The following is a 22,715-nucleotide window of genomic DNA, read 5'->3' as shown; positions in this document are numbered from 1 at the left end:
CGTTGTCCGCCACGGACATAGGACGCGGTGCACCGCTTCACGCCCGCACGCGGGCGGGCGATCAACACTCCGTACGGCCGGAACGGTGAACTCCCCGTGCGCGGGCACTAGATTGAGGCGTGTACTGGGCGGACCTGGCTGGTCAGGGGACAGGGGTTCATGAACACCGACGGCACGCACGACTCACGCGACACACGAGCCAATCCCGTGCCACGTCCGGCAGGCCCACCGCCCCAGTTGTCCACGCCGCCGCCGTCGGCCCCACCGCCTCCCGCCCCCTCGGCAGCCCCGGTCGTCCCTCCCGCGGACTCCGCTCCGTCGGGGCACTGCGCCCCGCCCGTGCCCCCGGCGCCGCCGCCCTCGCCGGCCCACGCGCCCGCCCCGGGCATCGGCGCGTCCGTGGCCGACTGGCTGCGGATCCCCCGGCCCCAGGCCGAACCGGGCATCTGGCGCCTCGGCCACCGCCCACGCCCGCCGGAGGAGCCCGACCAGGTACCGGCCCGCCAACTGTTCAGCGGCGCGCTCGTCGCCTACCTCTGTGGCTGGCTCGTCTGGTCACTTCTCTGGAACGGCTATCTGGGCGGGTGGTGGTTTTTCGGGGACAGGTGGTGGTTCTTGCCGGTTCAGTGGTTGACGCCTGAAGGCTGGCAATTGCCGGACAGCCCGTACTTCTGGGTGTTCACCGCTGCGAGCTACGTCTACTACCTACTCCTCGTCGGGCTGCTCGCCATCGGTTTCGGTCGTATCGGCAACTGGAACGAGGTCTGGCGGCGCTACGGGGTGCCACTGTGGCCACTCTTCGTACTGCTGCCGGGGTTCTGGCGCGAGGAGTGGATGACCGGGGTGTCGAACATCTACTACGTGCTCCTCGTCGCCGCCGTGATCGCCGTCGTCGGGCGCGTCGGTACCTGGCCCCCCGTACGGCGCCGCCTCGGGATGGTCAACTCCGACGAGCCGCCTCCGCCGCCCCCCGCCGAGGCCGACCCCGCCGACTGGCCCGAACTGCGCGCCGCGGGACTCACCGACGCCGCCGCCAGGCTCGCGGAGGCCGTACGCCGCGGCACTCTCAGCGACGTCGACTACGCGCGGATCCGCCGCGCCTGGCAGGGCGTCCGCACCCGCCCGGAGAGGCTGCCCGCCTTCACCGACACCGTCCGCGCCCACGGGGCGGGCGCCTGCGCCCACCCTTCGGGTGTACGTGACCTCCCGCTGCGGACCGCCAGCCACGACCTCGCCACCGGGCAGGTCAGGATCGGCACCGCCGCCGACCATCCGCGCAATCCCTACGCGCGGCGTACCACCGGCGTAGCGCTGGAGCCGGGGCTGCTCGGCACGTCGCTGCTCGCGGTCGGTCCCGCCGGCTGCGGCAAGACGGTCAGACTGGTCCGCCCCGTGGTCGAATCACTATGCCTCCAGGCGCTCGCCAACCGCGCCGCCGTTGTCGCCGTCACCGCCTACGGGGCGGCGATCGCCCCGGACGACTCCTTCGACCTCGTGATCGCCGTCGGCCGCCCCGACGCCACCCACGACCTCGACCTCTACGGAAGTGCCGACGACCCCGACGAGGCGGCCAGGACGCTGTCGGAGGCCCTTGTCGGGGATCTGGCGGCCGGCCTCCCCGGCGGTGACAGCCGCAGGGCGGCCACGGCGCTCGCCCAGCTCATCGGCCCCTACCGCAGCGTCCACGGGCGCTTCCCCGCCGTCCCGGAACTGCGGGAGCTGATCGGCGGTTCCCCCACGGCCGTCCAGACGCTGCGGACCGAACTGGAGACGTCCGCCGCCCCCGACGCCGCCGCCCAACTGCGCGAGCTCGACGCACGTGAGCGGCAGTCGACGCGTGGCGACGACATCGGCGTGCTCCTGGCCGAACGGCTCGCCTTCCTCGACCGGCCCGCCTTCGCCGACTTCTTCCGTACGGACGGCAGCGGCCGGTCCTTCTCGCTGCGGGCCATCGAGCATCCCCTCAGGGTCAGGATCGACCTGCCCGAACGGGGCCACGCCGAGGCGTCACGGATCATCGCCCGGCTCCTCCTCGCCCAGTTCACGGACGCCGCGCTCGCCCGCGCGGACCGCTCGCTGTTCGCCTGTCTCGTCCTGGACGACGCGACGTACACCGTCTCCGGCGACTCCGTACGCGCCATCCAGCGGCTGCGCTCGGCGAACGCCGGGGTGGTCCTGGCCCTTCGCACCCTGGAAGACGTCCCCGACCCGCTGCGCGGCCCGCTGCTCGGCGCCGTGGGCTGCCGCATGGCGTTCTCCGGGCTCGGCCCCTGGGACGGCGGGCGGTTCGCGGAGAGCTGGGGCACCGAGTGGGTCCAGACCCGCGACGTCACCAACCGGCAGATCATCTCCGACGAGCCGCTCACGAAGGCGCTGCACTTCATGCGGCGACTGGTGACCGGCAAGGCGGCCACCGCCGAGGCGGTCACGGTGCGGGAGGTCGAGCGTGAACGCTGGTCGGCCTCGGAACTGGCGCACTCCGTGCCGGCGGGGCACGCCGTGCTGTCGCTGACCACGGTCGGCGGGGACCACGCGCCGCCCATGCTGGTGGACCTGCGCACCTGAGCGCACAACGATCCAGGTAACCGGGCGACCTCTGTACGTAGGCGACGTCGGCGGTGCGGCCACGGACGCCGCTCCGCGTACCGCCGCCTCTTCCGGGCTCGTCTGCCTGTTCTGGTACACCCTGGCAGAATTGGTGCAAGCCGTTTCTACGGGACGGCGAAAATGTCCGCTCGTCCTCTTCATGAAGGTCCTACGGTCCGCCATGCCGCCCACCCTCGCCTCGCTCCTCCAGCATTCGGCGCTCAAGCTCACCGTGCGCGCGGGGGAGGACCGGCTCGATACGCCGGTGCGCTGGGCCCACGTCAGTGAACTCGAGGACCCGGTGCCGTACATGGACGGGGGCGAACTGCTGCTCGTCACGGCCGTCACTCTGCATGCCGAGGACCCTGAGGCCATGCGGCGCTACGTACGGCGCCTCGTCGGCGCCGGCGTCGTCGGACTCGGCTTCGCCGTCGGCGTCAACTACGAGGACATCCCCGACGCCCTTGTCGACGCAGCGCGCGCCGAGGGGCTGCCGCTGCTCGCCGTGCCGCGCCGCACCCCTTTCCTGGCCATCAGCAAGGCCGTCTCGGCGGCCATCGCGGCGGATCAGTACCGGGCTGTCACGGCGGGCTTCGAGGCGCAGCGGGAACTGACCCGCGCGGCGCTTTCCGAAGGCCCCGCCGCGCTGCTGACCCGCCTTGCCGCATACATCGACGGCTGGGCCGCGCTCTACGACGCCACGGGCGCCGTGATCGCCGCCGCTCCCGACTGGGCCGCCCGCCGCGCCGCACGCCTCACGCCTGAGGTGGAACGGCTGCGGGAACGCCCCGCGCCCGCCAGCGCGGTCGTCGGCGATCCGGACGACCGGGTCGAACTCCAGTCGCTGGGCACCGGCCGGCGCGTACGGGGCGCCCTGGCCGTCGGTACGGGGGCGGCGCTGGGCACTGCGGAGCGGTACGCCGTGCACTCGGCCGTGGCCCTGCTCACGCTCACCACGGAGCGGTCACGCGCCCTCCAGGAGGCCGAGCAGCGGCTCGGCTCCGCTGTGCTGCGGATGCTCCTCTCAGGACAGCCCGACCACGCGCGGGCGGTGGCGGGGGATCTGTACGGAGGGCTGCTGGACGCGCCCTTCCGTCTGCTCGTCGCGGAACCGGCCGACGCGGCGCCCGAATCCCGCGATCCCGCCGAAGCCGCCGCCGACCGTCCGCTCCAGTCGCTGACCGACTCGCTGGAGGCGTCGGCGGCGCACGGCGGGGAGGCGGTGCTCGCCGTGCCGGACGGCGAGGAACGGCTCGTCGTGCTCGCGGCGGACGCGGGCGCCGTCGCCGCCGCCTGCGAGATGTACAAGGAGCAGGAGGCGGAAGACGCCGGGGTCGTCATCGGCCTCTCCGCCCCGACGGGGCCGATCGCCGCCGCCGGCGCCTACAAACAGGCCGAGCAGTCCCTGTCCGTCGCGCGCCGACGGGGCCGCGCGCTGGTGGAGCACGAGGAACTGGCGGCCGGCTCGCTCCTGCCCCTCCTCGCCGACGACGCCGTACGGGCCTTCGCCGACGGCATGCTGCGCGCGCTGTACGAACACGACGCCAAGGGCCGCGGCGACCTGGTGGAATCCCTCAGAGCCTGGCTCTCGCGCCACGGCCAGTGGGACGCCGCGGCGGCCGACCTGGGCGTCCACCGCCATACGCTGCGCTACCGCATGCGCCGCGTGGAGGAGATCCTGGGCCGCACGCTGGACGACCCGGATGTCCGCATGGAGCTCTGGCTGGCGCTGAAGACCACCTCGGCGACACCGCTCCCGGGGCCGTAACGCAGTCTCCGTGCTGAGGTCACCGGGCCCGTACGGCGACCGAGCGACCTGGCGAGTGCTCGCGGTCACGGCACTCGTCGGCCTCAACTACCGCGACGCGTTCGGCAGTTGAGGCGAACGGCCTCCAGGACCGACACGTGGGTGGTCGACGCCTCGCAGCGGGTGGGCGAAGCGGCGCACCGACCCCGGCGTACGACAAAGCGTCACAGCCCGAACCGTCCACCACTCCACCCCGGACAAATCCAGTCCACGGCCCGCACCCCTACGGTGGAGGTGACAATTCCACCACCTCGGAAGGGCCGGGACTCGCAATGCCGAACGAAACTGTGGCAGCCACCCATGCCTTCTGGCTCGCCGGACGTCAGGCCACCGGTGAGGAGACCTTCGACGTCACCTCTCCGTGGGACGGCCGGCTCGTCGGCAAGGTCGCCGTCCCGACGCCGGCGCAGGTCGAGGAGGCCGTAGCCGCCGCGTACGCCGTGCGCGACGAGTTCGCCGCGACGCCGGCGCATGTCAGGGCCGCCGCGCTCGACCATGTCTCGCGGCGTCTTGTCGAGCGCACCGAGGAGATCGCCCGCCTGATCTCGGCGGAGAACGGCAAGCCGATGAAGTGGGCACGCGGCGAGGTGGGCCGCGCCGTCTCGGTCTTCCGGTTCGCGGCCGAGGAGTCCCGCCGGTTCAACGGAGGCGAGGCCCAGCGACTGGACACCGACGCCGGCGGCACCGGCCGCCTCGCCCTGACCCGCCGCTTCCCGCGCGGCGTCGTCCTCGGCATCGCGCCGTTCAACTTCCCCCTGAACCTCTGTGCCCACAAGATCGCCCCGGCCATCGCCGTCGGCGCCCCGATCATCCTCAAGCCCGCCCCGGCCACGCCGCTGTCCGGCCTGCTCATCGGCGAACTGCTCGCCGAGACCGAGCTGCCGGCCGGTGCCTGGTCGGTGCTGCCCGTCGCCAACGACCGGATGCCCGCCCTCGTACAGGACGAGCGGCTGCCGGTGATCTCCTTCACCGGCTCGGACAAGGTCGGCTTCGCCATCATGGACTCCGTGCCGCGCAAGCACTGCACCCTCGAACTCGGCGGCAACGGTGCGGCAGTTGTCCTCGCGGACTACGCGAGCGAAAAGGATCTCGACTGGGCGGCGACCCGGATCGGCACCTTCTCCAACTACCAGGGCGGTCAGTCCTGCATCTCCGTACAGCGCGTCGTCGCCGACGCGTCCCTGTACGAGCGCCTGGTACCGAAGATCATCGCCTCGGTCGAGGCACAGGTCACCGGAGACCCGTCCGACGACGCGACGGACGTGGGCCCCCTCGTGAGCGAGGAAGCCGCCAAGCGCGTCGAGGCATGGGTCGACGAGGCCGTACGGGCGGGGGCCCGGCTCCTGGCCGGCGGGAAGCGCGACGGCGCGTCGTACGCGCCCACCGTCCTCGCCGATGTCCCGGCGGACGTCACGATCTCCTGCGAGGAGGTCTTCGGCCCCGTTCTCACCCTCAGCCGGGTCGACGGCGAGGACGCGGCGTTCAAGACGGTGAACGACTCCAAGTACGGCCTCCAGGCGGGCGTGTTCACCCACGATGTACAGGCCGCGTTCCGCGCCCACCGGGCGCTCGAGGTCGGCGGCGTGATCGTCGGTGACATCCCCTCCTACCGCGCCGACCAGATGCCGTACGGCGGTGTCAAGCAGTCCGGCGTCGGCCGTGAGGGTGTGAAGTACGCGATGGACGACTACACGTACGAGCGCGTGATGGTCTTCACCGGCCTCGCCCTCTAGCGGAGCGGACAGCATTCGTACGGAGGACGAGGAGACGAAGGAGCAGACGGACGAGAGGACGGCCGGGGCCGCCGCGCGGCGGCCCCGGCCGTCCTCGTGTACGCGTACGGCGCCCCGTCGGCGCGCCCCGACGGTGCGCGCCAGGACTGGCTACACCCTCGGTATTGGGGTAGATACGGACGAGTAGTACCGGCCGGTACTTTTCCTATCAGGGCGAGTCGGACAACGCCTTGGCCGGTCGGGCCCATCGACCCGACGTTCGCGGCGAGGTGAGTTCCCGATGTCCGCTCCATCCGATTCATTCGACACGGCCCAGGTCCCGGAGCCCAAGGTCTCCGAGCGGGAAGCGCGACGGGTGGCCGAGGCCGCCCGTGAGCAGGGCTGGCGCAAGCCGAGCTTCGCCAAGGAGCTGTTCCTCGGCCGTTTCAGGCTCGATCTCATCCACCCCCACCCCGCACCCCCGGCAGAGGACGTACGGCGCGGAGAGGCCTTCCTGGCCACGTTGCGCGACTTCTGCGAGACGGAGATCGACGGTGCGCGGATCGAGCGCGAGGCGCGGATCCCCGACGAGGTCGTCAACGGCCTCAAGGAACTCGGCGCATTCGGCATGAAGATCGACAGGAAGTACGGCGGCCTCGGCCTCACCCAGGTGTACTACAACAAGGCCCTCGCCCTGGTCGGCACGGCGAACGCGTCGATCGGCGCGTTGCTCTCCGCGCATCAGTCGATCGGCGTACCGCAGCCGCTCAAGATGTTCGGCACCCAGGAGCAGAAGGACACGTTCCTGCCGCGCCTCGCCCGTACCGACATCTCCGCCTTCCTGCTGACGGAGCCCGACGTCGGCTCCGACCCCGCGCGGCTCGCCACCACGGCGGTGCGCGACGGCGACGACTACGTCCTGGACGGCGTCAAGCTGTGGACGACGAACGGCGTCGTCGCCGACCTCCTCGTCGTGATGGCCCGCGTACCGAAGTCGGAAGGGCACAAGGGCGGCATCACCGCCTTCGTCGTCGAGGCGGACTCGCCGGGCATCACGGTGGAGAACCGCAACGCCTTCATGGGCCTGCGCGGCCTGGAGAACGGCGTCACCCGCTTCCACCAGGTACGGGTCCCGGCGGCGAACCGTATCGGCCCCGAGGGCGCCGGCCTCAAGATCGCCCTCACCACGCTCAACACCGGTCGCCTGTCCCTGCCCGCGATGTGCGTCGGCGCCGGCAAGTGGTGTCTCAAGATCGCCCGCGAGTGGACGGCGGCGCGCGAACAGTGGGGCAAGCCCGTCGCCCACCACGAGGCGGTGGGCGAGAAGATCTCGTTCATCGCGGCGACGACGTTCGCCCTGGAGGCCGTGGTCGACCTGGCGTCCCAGATGGCTGACGAGGACCGCAACGACATCCGTATCGAGGCGGCGTTGGCCAAGCTGTACGGCTCCGAGATGGGCTGGCTCATGGCGGACGAGCTGGTCCAGATCCGGGGCGGACGGGGCTTCGAGACGGCGGAATCGCTGGCGGCCCGCGGCGAACGCGCCGTCCCCGCCGAGCAGATGCTGCGGGACATGCGGATCAACCGGATCTTCGAGGGCTCGACGGAGATCATGCATCTGCTGATCGCCCGCGAGGCGGTCGACGCGCACCTGGCGGTGGCCGGCGACATCATCGACCCCGACAAGACGCTGTCCGACAAGGCGAAAGCCGGGGCGCAGGCGGGGGTCTTCTACGCGCGCTGGCTGCCGAAGCTGGTCGCGGGCCCCGGCCAACTGCCCGGTTCCTACGCGGAATTCCACCCCAAGGGTCATCTGGATCTCGCCGCGCACCTGCGCTACGTGGAGCGGACGTCGCGCAAGCTCGCCCGCTCGACGTTCTACGCCATGTCGCGCTGGCAGGGCGGGATGGAGACCAAACAGGGCTTCCTCGGGCGCATCGTCGACATCGGAGCCGAACTGTTCGCGATGAGCGCGGCGTGCGTACGGGCCGAGATGCTGCGCGCCGGGGGAGAGCACGGCCGCGAGGCGTACCAGCTCGCCGACGTCTTCTGCCGGCAGTCCCGGATCCGTGTCGAGGAGCTGTTCACGCGGCTGTGGTCCAACACGGACGACGTCGACCGCAAGGTCGTGAACGGTGTGCTGGCCGGCACGTACACCTGGCTGGAGGAAGGCATCATCGACCCGAGCGGTGACGGCCCCTGGATCGCCGACGCCACGCCGGGTCCTTCCCAGCGGGACAACGTCCACCGGCCGATCCGCTGAGCGACCGCGAGCCGAGTGCGTCAGACGGCCCCGACGGGGCGGACGGTTCACCTCGAGCCGTGTCCTCATCAGGAAGGAACCACCGGGCCGCGTCCTCCTTACGGAAGACGCGGCCCGAGGTTCAAGGGCGGACGGCGCACCGCCTCAGTCGGCCGGACGGCGCCTCAGTTGAACGGGTCGAGCGTGAGGTACGCCTGCCGCGGGTCGCCGTCGTGCACCAGCGACTCGTGGGCGCCGACGTCGTCGAAGGCGAACGCGTACGCCTTGCCGTCGACCATCTGCGCGTGGATCTTCCGGGCGTAGTGGTTGGTCACGACGTCCTTGTAGAAGTCCGCCGAGCCGGCGTCCGGCTGGTTGGGGTTGGTCAGGAGCGTGGAGCGGTTGAACCCCGCGCACAGGGTGCGCGAAATCGGGCCCCGTACTTGGTCGTTGGGGGCGTCGAGCAGTTTGTAGCAGCCGAAGACGCTGTCGGCGTCGGGCTTCTGGAACGAAGTGACCACCGCACCCGAGGTGTTGGTGAAGTTCATGACGTTGCCGGAGACCCTGCCGGTGTACCTGACCGCCGGCTGGTTCGCGAACGGGGTCACCGTGAGTGGGGAGTTGGCGTACTTCGCCCACACCCGGTCGATGTAGTCGTTCATGACACCGGCCGGCAGGGCGCCGGACGCGATGCCGTGACCGGGCGCGAGAGCCCGCAGGACGGTGCCGTCCGGCCGGGTCTGGATCAGACCGGCCCAGCCGCCCGGCTGGCCCCTGAGCGCGTCGAAGAAGCCGTTGTAGCCCCCCGGCTTCAGATGGCCCGTGGTCTTGGTGGTGCCGTTGGGAAGCTTGACGCCGACCGCGTACGGTGCCGAGAACATGTCGACCTGGGTGCTGTTGATCCACAGACCGGAGTCGTTGAGCGTGTACTCCGACCAGTTGAAGAGGATGTTCCTGTTCGGGTCGCTCGGATTCTGCACGGCGGGCTGCACGAGACCGCCGGTGGTCAACTTGAAGACGAGCTTCTGACCGTACGAGAAGTAGACCCGCCCGGAGAACTTCGGCAACTGGATCGTCAGGCTCTGGCCCGGGGCCGGTCCCGCGATCGAGGCGTCGGGCGCCGGGGTCGGCGGATTGCCGCCGCCGGGCCAGGCGTGGAAGGTGCCGTTGGAGTCGGCCCAGCCCTGTCGGCCGGACGACAGCTCCGTACCGAGGTTGTAGATGTAGACCGGTTCGCCTCGGCCGGAGTTGTTCGTGATGGTGAACGGAATGGTGTTGGGCACCGCGGCCTCGGCCGGGGACACGGTGCCGAAGGCCGTGAGTCCGGTGGCGAAGACCACCGCGGCGGCCAGGGAAGCCAGCAACTTGCGTATCGCAGGCACTCGATCTTCCTCCTCGTCAGGTAGATCCCAGAGGGGACAGTGGGGGGCGGAATCTGACGTACGGACGCCGCCGGTGAGGCGGGTGTGCCTGAAGGGCCGGCAGCCGGCGGCCGGAACCGGAAGCGGGGACAGGGGCGGGGACGGGGAAACCGGAAGGAAGCGGCCCCTCAGGTACAGACCTTTCTGAGAGCGCTCTCAGAATTGCGCCGCCCATGAGGCGTGTCAATGCGGATGCCGGAACTCACCGAAGATGACCCGACTCGGCCACGCGGTCCCCGCCCCTTGCCCACGCCGCACCCGGCCCCGTTCCCGCCCCGTTCTCGCTCGGCCCGTGGGTGACCCGGGCCGTCCGTATGCAGCACAATCGGGCCTCGACGTGACCACACGGGGCGCGAGCCGCGCGATCGACCGACGCAGAGGCGATCGAAGACGCGCTCAACTGACGATTGGGGCAGGCATGTTCGGGGCGGGGAACGAAGGACGGCCCGGCGGCCGACGTGCACGGCTGCGCCGCGCGGCGGCGCTCGCGCTCGTCAGCGCCGTACTGACCGGTGCGGCCGCCTGCGGCGGCGACGAGACGAGCGATGGCGACAAGGGCGGCCAGGAGGCGGGAACGGACGGCAAGACACCCGCCCCCAGCCCCACCGCGGACTCCGGCGACTCCGCTGACGCCGGCGGCTCTGACGAGTCCGGCGGAAGCGGCGGAACCGGCGCTCTCAGCCAACACGACCTCATGGCCCTCGCCTTCGCCGACGGCGAGAGGATCGGCAAGTACACCGCCGGCGAGTTCACCCTCGGGACGCCGCTCGGCGAGGACTACACCGCCGACCCCGCCACCTGCCAGCCGCTGGTCAGTCTCGCGAAGGGCGCCACCGCCTTCGACCCGGCGTCCGAGGTTCATCGCAACGTGGACGTCGCGGAGGAGATGCTGGGCACGACCGTCGCCGTACAGCTCCGCTCCTACAACGGCGACGGCGCGGCCGGTGTGATGAAGGCCCTCGACGCCGCGGGCAAGGCGTGCGCGGGTGGCTTCGTCGAGAACCGCGCGGTCGTCGAGGCGCAGTACCTGAAGGTCGAGCCGGTCAAGGCGCCCGACCACGGCGACGAGGCGCGGGCGTACCGCTTCACGATCCTCGACGTGAAGGGCACGCTGAAGCTGTACGAGTACCTCACCGTCGTACGCTCCGGCACCACCACCCTCTCCTTCCGGGCCGACATCACGGACACGAAGGACATCGGCAAGGTGCCGGACGAGGTCATCACGGCGCAGTGGAAGAAGTTCGAGGCCGGCTCGACGGGCTGAGAAGCAGCCCGGCGGCGGACGCGCGAACGGCCCCGAAGACCGACGGGACGACCGCCCCCGAGGACCAACCCCGCACCCCTTTTCCGCCCGTGCTGTCCGCGCCGCGCCCGAATGCGGCAAGAATGGGGCCATGAGCGACAGTCCAGCCCCCCTCGCCGACCCCCATATCGCCTTCGACGTGTCCGAAGGCCGCCGGGACGTCGTCGTCCTCGGCTCCACCGGGTCCGTCGGCACGCAGGCGATCGACCTCGTCCTGCGCAACCCCGACCGTTTCCGTGTCACCGCGCTGTCCGCCGCCGGCGGGCGGGTCGGACTGCTCGCCGAACAGGCGCGGCGGCTCCGGGTCCGCACCGTCGCGGTCGCCCGCGAGGAGACCGTGCCCGCGCTGCGCGAGGCGCTTGGTGCGGAGTACGGCTCCGAGCCGCTTCCCGAGATCCTGGCGGGGCCGGACGCCGCCACCGACGTCGCGACGTCCGAGTGCCACACGGTGCTCAACGGCATCACCGGATCCATCGGCCTCGCGCCGACCCTCGCCGCTCTGGAAGCCGGCCGTACGCTCGCACTCGCCAACAAGGAGTCGCTGATCGTCGGCGGCCCGCTGGTCAAGGCGCTCGCCAAGCCGGGGCAGATCATCCCGGTCGACTCCGAGCACGCGGCACTCTTCCAGGCCCTCGCGGCGGGCACCCGCGCCGATGTGCGCAAGCTGGTCGTCACGGCCTCCGGTGGCCCCTTCCGCGGCCGTACGAGGGCCGAACTGGCCCACGTCACCCCGGACGCCGCCCTCGCCCATCCCACCTGGGCGATGGGCCCCGTGATCACGATCAACTCCGCGACCCTCGTCAACAAGGGGCTGGAGGTCATCGAGGCGCATCTTCTGTACGACATCCCCTTCGAACGCATCGAGGTCGTCGTCCACCCTCAGTCGTATGTGCACTCCATGGTGGAGTTCACCGACGGCTCGACCCTCGCGCAGGCCACGCCGCCCGACATGAGCGGTCCGATCGCCGTCGGCATCGGCTGGCCGGTACGGGTGCCGGACGCCGCACCCGCGTTCGACTGGTCCACGGCGTCGACCTGGGAGTTCTTCCCGCTCGACACCGACGCCTTCCCGTCGGTGGGACTCGCCCGGCAGGTCGGATCGCTGGGCGGGACGGCCCCGGCGGTGTTCAATGCCGCCAACGAGGAGTGCGTGGAGGCGTTTCTGGCGGGGCGGCTGCCGTTCAACGGCATCATGGATACCGTCACCGAAGTCGTCGCCGAGCACGGACAGCCCGCCAAGGGAACCTCGCTCACCGTGGCGGACGTCCTCGAAGCGGAGACCTGGGCGCGTGCTCGGGCTCGCGAAATGGCCGAGAAATTCGGCGAAGAACAGCCGGCGGAGGCTCGCGCATGACGATCCTGTTGACAGTCCTGGGCATAGTGATCTTCGCTGCCGGGCTGCTCTTCTCCATCGCGTTCCACGAGCTGGGCCACCTGTCGACGGCCAAGCTTTTCGGTATCCGCGTGCCGCAGTACATGGTCGGTTTCGGCCCCACCATCTGGTCGCGCAAACGGGGCGACACCGAATACGGGCTCAAGGCGATTCCGCTCGGTGGCTACATCCGCATGATCGGGATGTTCCCGCCCGGCGCCGACGGACGCATCGAGGCCCGGTCCACCTCACCCTGGCGCGGCATGATCGAGGACGCCCGCTCGGCCGCTTTCGAGGAGCTGAAGGAGGGGGACGAGACCAAGCTCTTTTACACGCGTAAGCCGTGGAAGCGCGTGATCGTGATGTTCGCGGGCCCCTTCATGAATCTCGTCCTCGCCGTCGTGATCTTCATGGGCGTCGCGATGAGCTTCGGTTTCCAGACCCAGACCACCGAGGTCGCCGGCGTTCAGAAGTGCGTCATCTCTCAGGACGTGGCGCGCGAGAAGTGCGCGGCGGGCGACCCCGTGTCGCCGGCCAGCGCCGCCGGTCTCAAGGAGGGTGACAAGATCGTCGCCTTCAACGGAGAGCGGGTCGAGGACTGGTCCACGCTGTCCGGCCTCATCCGCGAGACGATCGGCCCCGCCGCCATCACGGTCGAACGTGACGGCAAGGAGCAGGTGCTCCAGGCGACGCTCGCCAAGAACATGGTGGCGCAGAAGAACGCGGACGGGGAGGTCGTTCCGGACAAGTTCGTTCCGGCCGGCTATCTGGGCTTCGCCGCGGCCACCGAGATCGTGCCGCTTTCCTTCGGCGACTCCGTCGACCGCATGGGCGACATGATCGTGAACGGTGTCGAGTCGATCATCGCGCTGCCCTCCAAGATCCCCGATCTCTGGAACGCCGCCTTCTCCGACGGCGACCGCAAGGACGACTCGCCGGTGGGCGTCGTCGGCGCCGCGCGGATCGGTGGCGAGGTGATGACGCTGGATGTCCCGGCGCAGAACCAGATGGCGATGATGCTGTTCCTGCTGGCCGGATTCAATCTCTCGCTGTTCCTCTTCAATATGTTGCCGCTGCTGCCGCTCGACGGCGGGCACATGGCCGGGGCGCTGTGGGAGTCCGCACGGCGCAGACTCGCCCGCATCTTCAAGAGGCCGGACCCGGGGCCGTTCGACGTGGCGAGGCTCATGCCCGTGGCGTACGTCGTGGCCGGGATCTTCATCTGCTTCACGCTGTTGGTGCTGATCGCCGACGTGGTGAATCCGGTCAAGATCACCTAGCTCGTCGGGGGCGTCGCGCTCCTCACGCTCCGCGTGACGTGGGAAGACGTGGGAACACGCGGCGCCGCCGGAGCGGACGCGGGTTTACGGCCGGGTGTCTCATCGCACCCGGCCGCAAGTCTTTGGGTGGTTTGCGGGTAGCGATGGGCTCGTACGGCGGGCCGGTGCCGTAATCTCGAAGACCGGAGCCCGCCGAACTCGGGACCACGATCCACACCTTGGGGTTGCACAGCAGATGACTGCGATTTCTCTCGGAATGCCGGATGTTCCGACGAAGCTCGCCGACCGGAGGGTCAGTCGACAGATCCAGGTCGGTTCGGTGGCTGTCGGCGGGGACGCGCCGGTATCGGTGCAGTCGATGACGACGACGCGGACGTCGGACATCGGGGCGACGTTGCAGCAGATCGCGGAGCTGACGGCGTCGGGCTGCCAGATCGTACGTGTCGCGTGCCCCACCCAGGACGACGCGGACGCGCTCGCGACGATCGCCCGGAAGTCGCAGATCCCGGTGATCGCGGACATTCATTTCCAGCCGAAGTACGTGTTCGCGGCGATCGACGCGGGCTGCGCGGCGGTGCGGGTGAACCCGGGGAACATCAAGCAGTTCGACGACAAGGTGAAGGAGATCGCGAAGGCGGCCTCCGCGACCGGCACCCCGATCCGTATCGGCGTGAACGCCGGCTCACTCGACGCCAGGCTGCTGCGCAAGTACGGCAAGGCGACCCCCGAAGCGCTGGTGGAGTCGGCTCTGTGGGAGGCGTCGCTGTTCGAGGAGCACGGGTTCCGGGACATCAAGATCTCGGTGAAGCACAACGATCCGGTGGTGATGGTCAACGCCTACCGGCAGTTGGCGGCCCGCAGCGACTACCCGCTGCATCTCGGCGTCACCGAGGCGGGACCGGCGTTCCAGGGCACGATCAAGTCCGCAGTCGCGTTCGGAGCGCTGCTGAGCGAGGGCATCGGGGACACGATCCGCGTCTCGCTCTCCGCCCCGCCGGCGGAGGAGGTCAAGGTCGGCCTCCAGATCCTGGAGTCGCTGAATCTGAAGCAGCGCCGTCTGGAGATCGTCTCCTGCCCGTCCTGCGGCCGCGCCCAGGTCGACGTCTACAAGCTGGCGGACGAGGTGACCGCGGGCCTGGAGGGCATGGAGGTGCCGCTGCGGGTCGCGGTGATGGGCTGTGTCGTCAACGGGCCGGGTGAGGCCCGTGAGGCGGACCTGGGTGTGGCGTCGGGCAACGGCAAGGGCCAGATCTTCGTGAAGGGTGAGGTCATCAAGACGGTCCCCGAATCCAAGATCGTCGAGACCCTTATCGAAGAGGCCCTCAAAATCGCCGAACAGATGGAGCGCGACGGCATCCCCTCGGGCGAGCCCGAGGTCTCCATCAGCTGAGGATCGCCCTGAGGCCCCTGGCAGCCTTCGCCGGCCGCCCGCCGTCCTGTCCGCGTCCGGCTCCGCTGCCGCGTCTACGGCCCCGTACGGGCCCCGCATCCCACGCCACAGGGCGTCCGGGGGCGGGGCCCTTCGCCGTACCCGGGCACGCCCCGGAAGTGGCGGGTACAGTGCGGAGAATCAGCAGACGTATGGTGAGGCCCCTCTCGTGTTGACGCAGACCACCACTCGGGTCCTCGACCCAGGCGAACTCGGCGCGGCCGTCGCCATCCTGGAGAGTGAGCCCGTCGCCAACGCATTCGTGGCTTCCCGGGTCCAGGCGGCGGGACTCGACCCCTGGCGCCTCGGCGGCGAGATGTGGGGCTGGTACGCGGACGGGCGACTGCGCTCACTGTGCTACTCCGGCGCCAACCTGGTGCCGATCTGTGCCTCCCCCGAAGCGGTACGGGCCTTCGCGGACCGCGCCCGCCGTGCGGGGCGCCGCTGCTCGTCGATCGTCGGCCCCGCCGAGCCCACGGCCCACCTCTGGCGGCTGCTGGAGCCCACCTGGGGCCCCGCCCGTGAGGTCCGCGCGAACCAGCCGCTCATGGTCACCGACCGGGTGCCCGACACGGTGCGGCCCGACCCTCTCGTACGCCGCATCCGTAAGGAGGAGCTGGAGACGATCATGCCGGCGTGCGTGGCGATGTTCACCGAGGAGGTCGGTGTCTCGCCGCTGGCCGGCGACGGGGGACTGCTCTACCAGGCGCGGGTGGCCGAACTGGTGGGCGCCGGGCGGTCGTTCGCCCGCATCGACGACGGCAAGGTGATCTTCAAGGCGGAGATCGGCGCGGCGACGTCGCACGCCTGCCAGATCCAGGGCGTCTGGGTCGCCCCCGAATTCCGCGGCCAGGGCCTGTCCGAGAGCGGCATGGCGGCCGTCGTACGGTACGCGCTGGCCGACGTCGCACCCGTCGTCAGCCTGTACGTGAACGACTACAACACCCCGGCCAGGGCCTCCTACCGACGGGTCGGCTTCCGTGAGGTGGGCGCGTTCATGAGCGTCCTCTTCTGAAAGTAGGGTTCGGCCATGCCGAGCGTGCCGAGCTTTCCCGGGAGTGACCACCGGATTCCCGATGTGCGCGTGGGGCCCATCGACCTCGCCGCGCGCGTGGACGAGGCGCTGGCCGTACAGGCACTCGCCTTCGGGCTGAGCGAGGCCGAGATCGGCGTACGGCGCCAGATCGTGCTGCGCCATCTCCTCGCCCCCGGTGCCCGCGCGTACGGGGCCGTGACGACCGAGGGTTGGCTGGTCGGGTTCGTCTACGGCCTGCCGAACGAGCGCTCCCACTGGTGGTCCGGCGTCGTCGAGCCGTACCTGCGCGCCGAAGGCCACGACGGCTGGCTCGACGACTCCTTCGTCATCACCGAACTGCATGTCCACCCGGCGTTCCAGGGCCACGGCATCGGCCGCACCCTCATCACCACCATCACGGACGTCGCCCGGCAGCCGCGCTCGATCCTCTCCGCGATCGACACCGAGAGCCCCGCCCGGGGCCTCTACCGCACCCTCGGCTACCAGGACCTGGCGCGCCAGGTCCACTTCCCCAGCGCCGCCAAACCGTACGCCGTGATGGGCGCCCCGCTCCCGCTGCCGCGGCGCTGAGGGCCGTACGGGGCGCGATTACTGATTTCCGCCTGCCGGTGTGCCCCGGCTAACCTCCTGGCACCACCCGAGAAGAAACGCAGGAGTGCTCCCCATGTCCCAGGTCCAGCGCATGTCCCGTTTGATGGCCAAGACACTGCGCGACGACCCGGCGGACGCGGAGACCCTCAGCCACAAGCTCCTGGTCCGCGCGGGGTACGTGCGCCGCACCTCCGCCGGCCTCTGGAGCTGGCTGCCGCTCGGCAAGAAGGTCCTCGACAACATCGCGCGCGTGGTGCGCGAGGAGATGGACGCCATCGGGGCCCAGGAAGTGCTGCTGCCGGCGCTGCTTCCCAAGGAGCCCTACGAGGCGAGCGGGCGCTGGGACGAGTACGGCGACCTGCTCTTCCGTCTCAAGGACCGCAAGGGCGGCGACTATCTCCTCGGCCCGACGCACGAGGAGATCTTCACCCTGGTCGTCAAGGACCAGTGCACCTCTTACAAAGACCTGCCGGTGATCCTCTACCAGATCCAGACGAAGTACCGGGACGAGGCGCGGCCCCGCTCCGGCGTGCTGCGCGGCCGTGAGTTCCAGATGAAGGACTCGTACTCCTTCGACACCACCGACGAGGGCCTTGCCGAGTCGTACGCGCTCCACCGCGCGGCGTACCAGAAGATCTTCGCGCGCCTCGGGCTCGACTACCGCATCGTCTCCGCCGTCTCCGGTGCGATGGGCGGCTCCGCGTCCGAGGAGTTCCTGGCCCCGGCCGCCGCGGGCGAGGACACCTTCGTCGACTGCCCCAACGGCGACTACTCCGCCAACACCGAGGCCGTCACCTTCACCATGCCTCCCGTCGACGGGGCGGCGCACGGGGCGCTGGAGGAGCTGGACACCCCCGACACCCCGACCATCGAGACGCTTGCCAAATTCCTTGGCGTGCCGTCCTCGGCGACGCTGAAGAACCTGCTGGTGAAGGTCGACGGCGAGATCACCGCCGTCGGCGTCCCCGGCGACCGCGAGGTGGACCTCGGCAAGCTCGGTGAGCACCTGGCGCCCGCCGTCGTGGAGCTGGTGACGGCCGAGGACTTCGAGGGCCGGCCCGAGCTGGTACGCGGCTACGTCGGCCCCCAGGGGCTGAAGATCCGCTACATCGCCGACCCGCGCGTGGCGCCCGGCACCGCCTGGATCACCGGCGCGAACAAGGCCGACACCCACGCGCGCAATGTTGTCTGTGGACGTGACTTCGAGGTCGACGACTACCTCGACGTCGTGGTCGTCGAGGAGGGCGACCCCTGTCCCGTGTGCGGCGCCGGGCTGAAGCTGGGACGCGCGATCGAGATCGGTCATATCTTCCAGCTCGGCCGCAAGTACGCCGACACCTTCCAGCTCGACGTCCTGGGGCAGCAGGGCAAGCCGGTGCGGGTGACCATGGGCTCGTACGGCATCGGCGTCTCGCGCGCCGTCGCCGCGCTCGCGGAGCAGACCGCCGACGAGCAGGGCCTGTGCTGGCCCCGTGAGATCGCCCCGGCGGACGTGCACGTCGTCGCCGCCGGCAAGGCCCTCCAGACGGAGCTCGCGCTCGACGTCTCCGAGCAGTTGGCCGCCGCCGGGCTGCGCGTACTGGTCGACGAGCGCCCCGGCGTCTCGCCGGGTGTGAAGTTCACGGACGCGGAGCTGATCGGCGTTCCGAAGATCCTGGTCGCCGGGCGCCGCGCGGGCGAGGGAGTGGTGGAGCTGAAGGACCGTCGCACCGGGGAGCGCGAGGAGCTGACGGTCGCCGAGGCGGTCGCGCGCCTGACGGCCACCGCCTGACGCCGTCGCCCCCTCAAAGCGAGCAGGGCGGGGCGAGTACGGCGCGCCGAGTACGAGCGCGAGCAGGAGCACGACGGAGTTACGGGGCGGGCGGGGCGGTCGAGGTGATGGGCCCACCCGCCCCGTAGCCGCTCGGGCCGCCCCGTAAGCCCGCCTCCTGAGAAGGCGGCAGCGGGGCACGCGTACAGCCGCTCGGCGCGAACTCCCGCCCCGTCACAGCCAGTCGGCGAACTCCAGCAGCAGTTCCGCGTCCTGGCGGCGTCCGGCGTCCAGCGCGCGGACACCCGACTCCACCGCGCGGAAGAGGGTCCAGCCACGTAGCCGCTCGCGGTCGATGTCCAGCGAGTCGGCCAGCTTGTTCACCCGGCGCCGCGTCGCGGAGGCACCGGACGCCGCCGCGACAAGGTCCTCCACCCGGTCGCGTACCAGCCGCGCCAGGTCGTACGCGCGCTCACCCACCACCGGCACGGGGCCGACCGCGAGCCACGGCGCCCGGTCGCCCGACAACACCTTGCCCTGCCGGAACGCGCCGTGGAGCAGCATCAGCTCCGTCGGCCCGGCGGCGAGCAGTTCCGCGCGCGCGTCGAGCGCCGCCGCGACGAGCGGAGCGACCTGGGGGTCCGTCGCCGCGCGCATCGCCTCCGCCTGTCGCCCGGTCCGCCCGGCGACCGTCTCGAAACCGTGGTCGGCGACCGGCTCGACCCACAACTTCCGCACCGTTCCCGCCGCTTCGAGCAGTGCCTTGGCCTCGGGCAGCGAGCGCAGCGACGTCTCCGAATGGAGCCGTTCCAGGAGCAGCGCACCGTCGGAGCCCGAGATGAGCTCCACCGAGCCCCAGCCCTTCCAGTGCGTCAGCGCCGCGCGCTCCGCCTCCGGGGCGGCGAACGGCGGGGCCACCTTGAGCGCTGCGGGGGCACCGTCGGGGCGCCGTACGAGCACCACGAGGCTGCTCCCGCCGCCCGGTGCCACCACCCGCTCGACCCTCAACTCCCGCCGCTCCACCGCCTCCTGGGCGATCCCGGGCAGTCGCCCGAGCCACTCTCCGGCGACGGCCTCCCCGTATGTCTCGCTCAGGGTGCGCGCCAGCCGCTGCGGCGGTTCGAAAGCCATACGTGCCCAGAGCCTTTCCCGTGGATCAGGCTCACAGACGCTCGGCGAGCCCAGGAAAGGCTACGCCGCTGCCCCGCCAGCGCACCGCCCGCACCGCCGCCTCGCGCAGCGCCGCCGCGGCGTCCTGGCGCAGCGGCCCCTCGGCGGCCCGTACGAGGTCGGAGTAGACGCCCGCGACCCGGTCCTCCAGATCGGCGGCGAGCTTTATGGCGGCGGCGGCGTCCGGCACCTTGAAGGGCAGGGCGTACGCCGCGGCGGCGGCGACCGGCTTCCCGCCGAGATCGCGCACCGTACGCGCGAGGCTGTCGCGCCGGGCACGGTGCGCGTCGTACGCGTTCGTCGCCTCCGCGCGGCGTTCGTCGCCGACGCGGCCGCCGACGACGCCGTACCCGTACACCGCGGCGTGCTCCGCGGCGAGCGCCGCCTGGGCGGCGTCCAGCGCGCGGTCACTGCTCACGAGGGGATCCTTCCGTCAGCAGGTACGCGTGGGCGGCGCCGGCCGCCGCGAGGGAGGCCAGCAGCCGGGCGAGTTCCGGCGGGGCGTGGACGAGCGCGTCGGCGTGCGCGTCGGCGGTACGGCGCTCGGCCGCGGCCAGCGCCTTGACCGCCGCGCCGGGGTCGGCGGGGACGGCGGGGACGGACGGCGCCGGCCCGGAGGACGCGTTCGCGGCGTCCCTGGCGGCCGTCCCGACAGACGGGGCCGACGACGGGGCGGGCGGCGGCGTGGTGGAGGCGGACCGGGACGGGGCCGTGGACGGCTTCGCCGAATCGCCCTCCTTAGGAGGCTGCGGAGGCGACAGCGCGGTCACATGGCGCGCGACGGCGCCCCGCAGCGGCGTCAGTCGCGCGGCTTGATCCGGGTGCCGCTCAAGCACGGCGTCGTACTGCCGCAGGAGTTCACTGCTCGTCCCGGCGGACTTCACCCGCAGCGCCTTCGCGGCCCGGACGGCCGCCGCGCTCGTCGGGTCCCGCGATCCGTCGTCGTCAGCACCGGAGCAGGCGGTCAGCAGACCTCCCGCCGCGGCCCCCGCCGCCAAGAGCGCACCTCTCCGTGTCGTCCCCGTGCGCCCCACGCGTGTCTCCCTCGGGCCTCGCAGTGATCACCGCAGGCGAGCGTACCTGCGGGTCAGCCGCAGGTGGACGGCAACACCCCCCGCGACCGGATACCCTTTGCCTGACACGCGACGATCCCACAACAGCACACACGCGGCCGAGGAGTCACCCGGATGAGCACCACCCACAGCGAGAGGCTGCGCGGACTGCTGGAACCGCTCGTCAGCGCGAAGGGCCTGGATCTCGAAGAGATCGAGGTGTCCCGGGCGGGCCGGCGTCGTGTGCTGAGGATCGTGGTCGACTCCGACGACGGCGTGGACCTGGACGCGTGCGCCGAGCTGAGCCGCACCATCTCCACGACTCTCGACGAGAGCGACGCGATGGGCGAGGACGAGTACCAGCTCGAAGTGACCTCCCCAGGAGCGGACCGCCCGCTGACCGAGCGCCGTCACTACGAACGCGCCGTCGGCCGTCTGGCGAAGATCCAGCCCCATGAGGGCGCCGAATTCGTGGCCCGTGTCCTCGCGGTGGACGAGGAAGGGCTCGACCTCGAAGTGCCGGGTGTGAAGGGGCGAAAGCCGACCGCCCGCCGGGTCGAGTTCGCGTCGATCGCCAAGGCGCGCGTGGAGCTCGAGTTCAACCGCAAGGACAAGAAGGAAGAGGAGGCGTAGCCATGGACATCGACGTAAAGCTCCTGAAGGGCTTGGCACAAGAGAAGGAGATCCCCTTCGACCTGTTGGTCGAGGCGATCGAATCCGCCCTCCTCATCGCCTACCACCGCACCGAGGGAAGCCGCCGCCTCGCCCGTGTCGTGCTCAGCCGCGACAACGGTCACGTAACGGTGTGGGCCAAGGAGGACCCGTCGGAGCTGGAGGAGGGCCAGGAGGCCAGGGAGTTCGACGACACCCCGTCGGACTTCGGCCGTATCGCCGCCACCACGGCGCGCCAGGTCATCCAGCAGCGGCTGCGGGACGCCGAGAACGACGTCACGTTCGGTGAGTACGCGCGCCGTGAGGGCGACGTCGTCGCCGGCCAGGTCCAGCAGGGCAAGGACCCCAGGAATGTCCTGGTGCGGCTGGACGACAAGCTGGAGGCCATCCTCCCGGTGCAGGAGCAGGTGCCGGGCGAGGAGTACACGCACGGTCTGCGGCTGCGTACGTTCGTCGTCCGCGTCGCCAAGGGCGTACGGGGCCCGTCGGTGACCCTGTCGCGCACGCACCCCAACCTCGTCAAGAAGCTTTTCGAGCTGGAGGTCCCGGAGATCGCGGACGGCTCCGTGGAGATCTGCGCGATCGCCCGTGAGGCGGGCCACCGCACCAAGATCGCCGTACGGTCCACCCGCTCCGGTCTCAACCCCAAGGGCGCCTGCATCGGCCCCATGGGGTCACGGGTGCGCAACGTGATGGCGGAGCTGCACGGCGAGAAGATCGACATCGTCGACTGGTCGGACGACCCGGCCGAGATGGTCGCCAACGCCCTGTCGCCGGCGAGGGTCAGCAAGGTCGAGGTCGTCGACCTCGGCGCCCGCTCCGCGCGGGTGACGGTGCCGGACTACCAACTGTCGCTGGCGATCGGCAAGGAAGGGCAGAACGCCCGCCTCGCCGCCCGCCTCACCGGCTGGCGCATCGACATCCGGCCCGACACGGAGCAGACGGACGGGGCGCAGGACACCGGGGCCGCCGCGGGCCCGTCGCCGCGCGGCGGCCGGGGCTGACGGCTGACGAGGCGGTAGACGAGCCGTAGACGCGGCACCTGCGCAGAGGGCGCCGCGGCGTACGGGCGGGAGTCCGCACCGTACGCAGCGGGGAGCGGCCCCGTACGACCCCGTACGCCGCACATCTTCGGCACCGTCACCCGCACCACATCCGGCCATCGGGCACCACCCGTCGGCCACGGGCGGCCACGGGCGGCCACGGTCGACCGCCGTCGCCCAGGCCCGCGACGTGCGGCGACGCGTGACGACGGACCGTGCGGAGATCAACCGATTCTTTTTGGCCAGTGA

17 protein-coding genes are annotated in these 22,715 nt (G+C 71.0%); 13 read left to right on the top strand and 4 right to left on the bottom strand.

Going from position 1 to position 22,715, the window contains the following annotated elements:
* The first annotated feature begins 159 nt into the window (after window positions 1-159).
* From OG329_RS09990 to OG329_RS09975, 4 genes are all read left to right on the top strand, one after another.
* Window positions 160-2,565 (top strand): ATP/GTP-binding protein, encoded by a 2,406-nt coding sequence (locus tag OG329_RS09990; RefSeq protein ID WP_405794228.1) that lies wholly within the window; start codon window positions 160-162, stop codon window positions 2,563-2,565.
* A gap of 202 nt (window positions 2,566-2,767) precedes the next feature.
* The gene (locus tag OG329_RS09985) at window positions 2,768-4,354 is read left to right on the top strand and encodes a PucR family transcriptional regulator (protein WP_405801740.1); all 1,587 of its coding nucleotides are present in this window, start codon (window positions 2,768-2,770) and stop codon (window positions 4,352-4,354) included.
* A 326-nt stretch (window positions 4,355-4,680) separates the two neighbouring features.
* Entirely contained in the window at window positions 4,681-6,126 is a 1,446-nt protein-coding gene (locus tag OG329_RS09980) for an aldehyde dehydrogenase family protein (RefSeq protein ID WP_405801738.1), read from the top strand.
* Window positions 6,127-6,406: 280 nt separating this feature from the next.
* The gene (locus OG329_RS09975; protein WP_405794227.1) at window positions 6,407-8,368 is read left to right on the top strand and encodes an acyl-CoA dehydrogenase family protein; all 1,962 of its coding nucleotides are present in this window, start codon (window positions 6,407-6,409) and stop codon (window positions 8,366-8,368) included.
* A 164-nt stretch (window positions 8,369-8,532) separates the two neighbouring features.
* Here the strand turns inward: OG329_RS09975 and OG329_RS09970 are convergent, their stop codons facing one another.
* Window positions 8,533-9,729 (bottom strand): glycoside hydrolase family 64 protein, encoded by a 1,197-nt coding sequence (locus OG329_RS09970; RefSeq protein ID WP_405794226.1) that lies wholly within the window; start codon window positions 9,727-9,729, stop codon window positions 8,533-8,535.
* Window positions 9,730-10,186: 457 nt separating this feature from the next.
* Here OG329_RS09970 and OG329_RS09965 point away from each other — a divergent pair, with 457 nt between their 5' ends.
* From OG329_RS09965 to OG329_RS09935, 7 genes are all read left to right on the top strand, one after another.
* On the top strand, window positions 10,187-11,032 hold the full coding sequence (locus OG329_RS09965) for a hypothetical protein (RefSeq protein WP_405794224.1): 846 nt from the start codon (window positions 10,187-10,189) through the stop codon (window positions 11,030-11,032).
* Window positions 11,033-11,162: 130 nt separating this feature from the next.
* A complete protein-coding gene (gene dxr / locus OG329_RS09960; protein ID WP_405794223.1) occupies window positions 11,163-12,425 on the top strand; it encodes a 1-deoxy-D-xylulose-5-phosphate reductoisomerase in 1,263 nt (420 codons plus the stop codon).
* Window positions 12,422-13,723 carry a M50 family metallopeptidase gene (locus tag OG329_RS09955; protein ID WP_405794222.1) on the top strand — a complete coding sequence of 434 codons (1,302 nt, stop codon included), beginning with the start codon at window positions 12,422-12,424 and terminating at the stop codon, window positions 13,721-13,723. Before dxr ends, OG329_RS09955 begins: the two co-directional genes overlap by 4 nt.
* A 235-nt stretch (window positions 13,724-13,958) precedes the next feature.
* The gene (gene ispG, locus OG329_RS09950; protein ID WP_405794220.1) at window positions 13,959-15,113 is read left to right on the top strand and encodes a flavodoxin-dependent (E)-4-hydroxy-3-methylbut-2-enyl-diphosphate synthase; all 1,155 of its coding nucleotides are present in this window, start codon (window positions 13,959-13,961) and stop codon (window positions 15,111-15,113) included.
* 211 nt (window positions 15,114-15,324) lie between these two features.
* Window positions 15,325-16,167, top strand: a complete 843-nt coding sequence (locus OG329_RS09945) for a GNAT family N-acetyltransferase (protein WP_405801736.1) — start codon at window positions 15,325-15,327, stop codon at window positions 16,165-16,167.
* 15 nt (window positions 16,168-16,182) lie between these two features.
* A complete protein-coding gene (locus OG329_RS09940; RefSeq protein WP_405794218.1) occupies window positions 16,183-16,758 on the top strand; it encodes a GNAT family N-acetyltransferase in 576 nt (191 codons plus the stop codon).
* A gap of 94 nt (window positions 16,759-16,852) precedes the next feature.
* Window positions 16,853-18,550, top strand: a complete 1,698-nt coding sequence (locus OG329_RS09935) for a proline--tRNA ligase (RefSeq protein ID WP_405794217.1) — start codon at window positions 16,853-16,855, stop codon at window positions 18,548-18,550.
* A gap of 213 nt (window positions 18,551-18,763) precedes the next feature.
* Here the strand turns inward: OG329_RS09935 and OG329_RS09930 are convergent, their stop codons facing one another.
* Genes OG329_RS09930 through OG329_RS09920 form a run of 3 tightly spaced genes read right to left on the bottom strand, consistent with a single transcriptional unit; the run spans window position 18,764 to window position 20,733 of the window.
* On the bottom strand, window positions 18,764-19,660 hold the full coding sequence (locus OG329_RS09930) for an aminoglycoside phosphotransferase family protein (protein WP_405794215.1): 897 nt from the start codon (window positions 19,658-19,660) through the stop codon (window positions 18,764-18,766).
* Between the two features lie 31 nt (window positions 19,661-19,691).
* Window positions 19,692-20,117: a DUF4439 domain-containing protein gene (locus OG329_RS09925; RefSeq protein ID WP_405794214.1), complete on the bottom strand. Its 426-nt coding sequence runs from the start codon at window positions 20,115-20,117 to the stop codon at window positions 19,692-19,694.
* Entirely contained in the window at window positions 20,107-20,733 is a 627-nt protein-coding gene (locus tag OG329_RS09920; protein ID WP_405794212.1) for a hypothetical protein, read from the bottom strand. The genes OG329_RS09925 and OG329_RS09920 overlap by 11 nt, the downstream gene beginning before the upstream one ends.
* A gap of 153 nt (window positions 20,734-20,886) precedes the next feature.
* Between OG329_RS09920 and rimP the strand changes: the two genes are divergently transcribed.
* Both rimP and nusA read left to right on the top strand, forming a co-directional pair.
* Entirely contained in the window at window positions 20,887-21,384 is a 498-nt protein-coding gene (gene rimP / locus OG329_RS09915) for a ribosome maturation factor RimP (protein WP_405794211.1), read from the top strand.
* Window positions 21,385-21,386: 2 nt separating this feature from the next.
* Window positions 21,387-22,427 (top strand): transcription termination factor NusA, encoded by a 1,041-nt coding sequence (gene nusA, locus OG329_RS09910; RefSeq protein WP_405794210.1) that lies wholly within the window; start codon window positions 21,387-21,389, stop codon window positions 22,425-22,427.
* Window positions 22,428-22,715 lie beyond the last annotated feature (288 nt).

Source organism: Streptomyces sp. NBC_01506 (assembly GCF_045040295.1).
In the GTDB taxonomy this organism is placed as follows: Bacteria; Actinomycetota; Actinomycetes; order Streptomycetales; family Streptomycetaceae; genus Streptomyces.
This window is presented reverse-complemented; position numbering and strand designations above follow the sequence as displayed.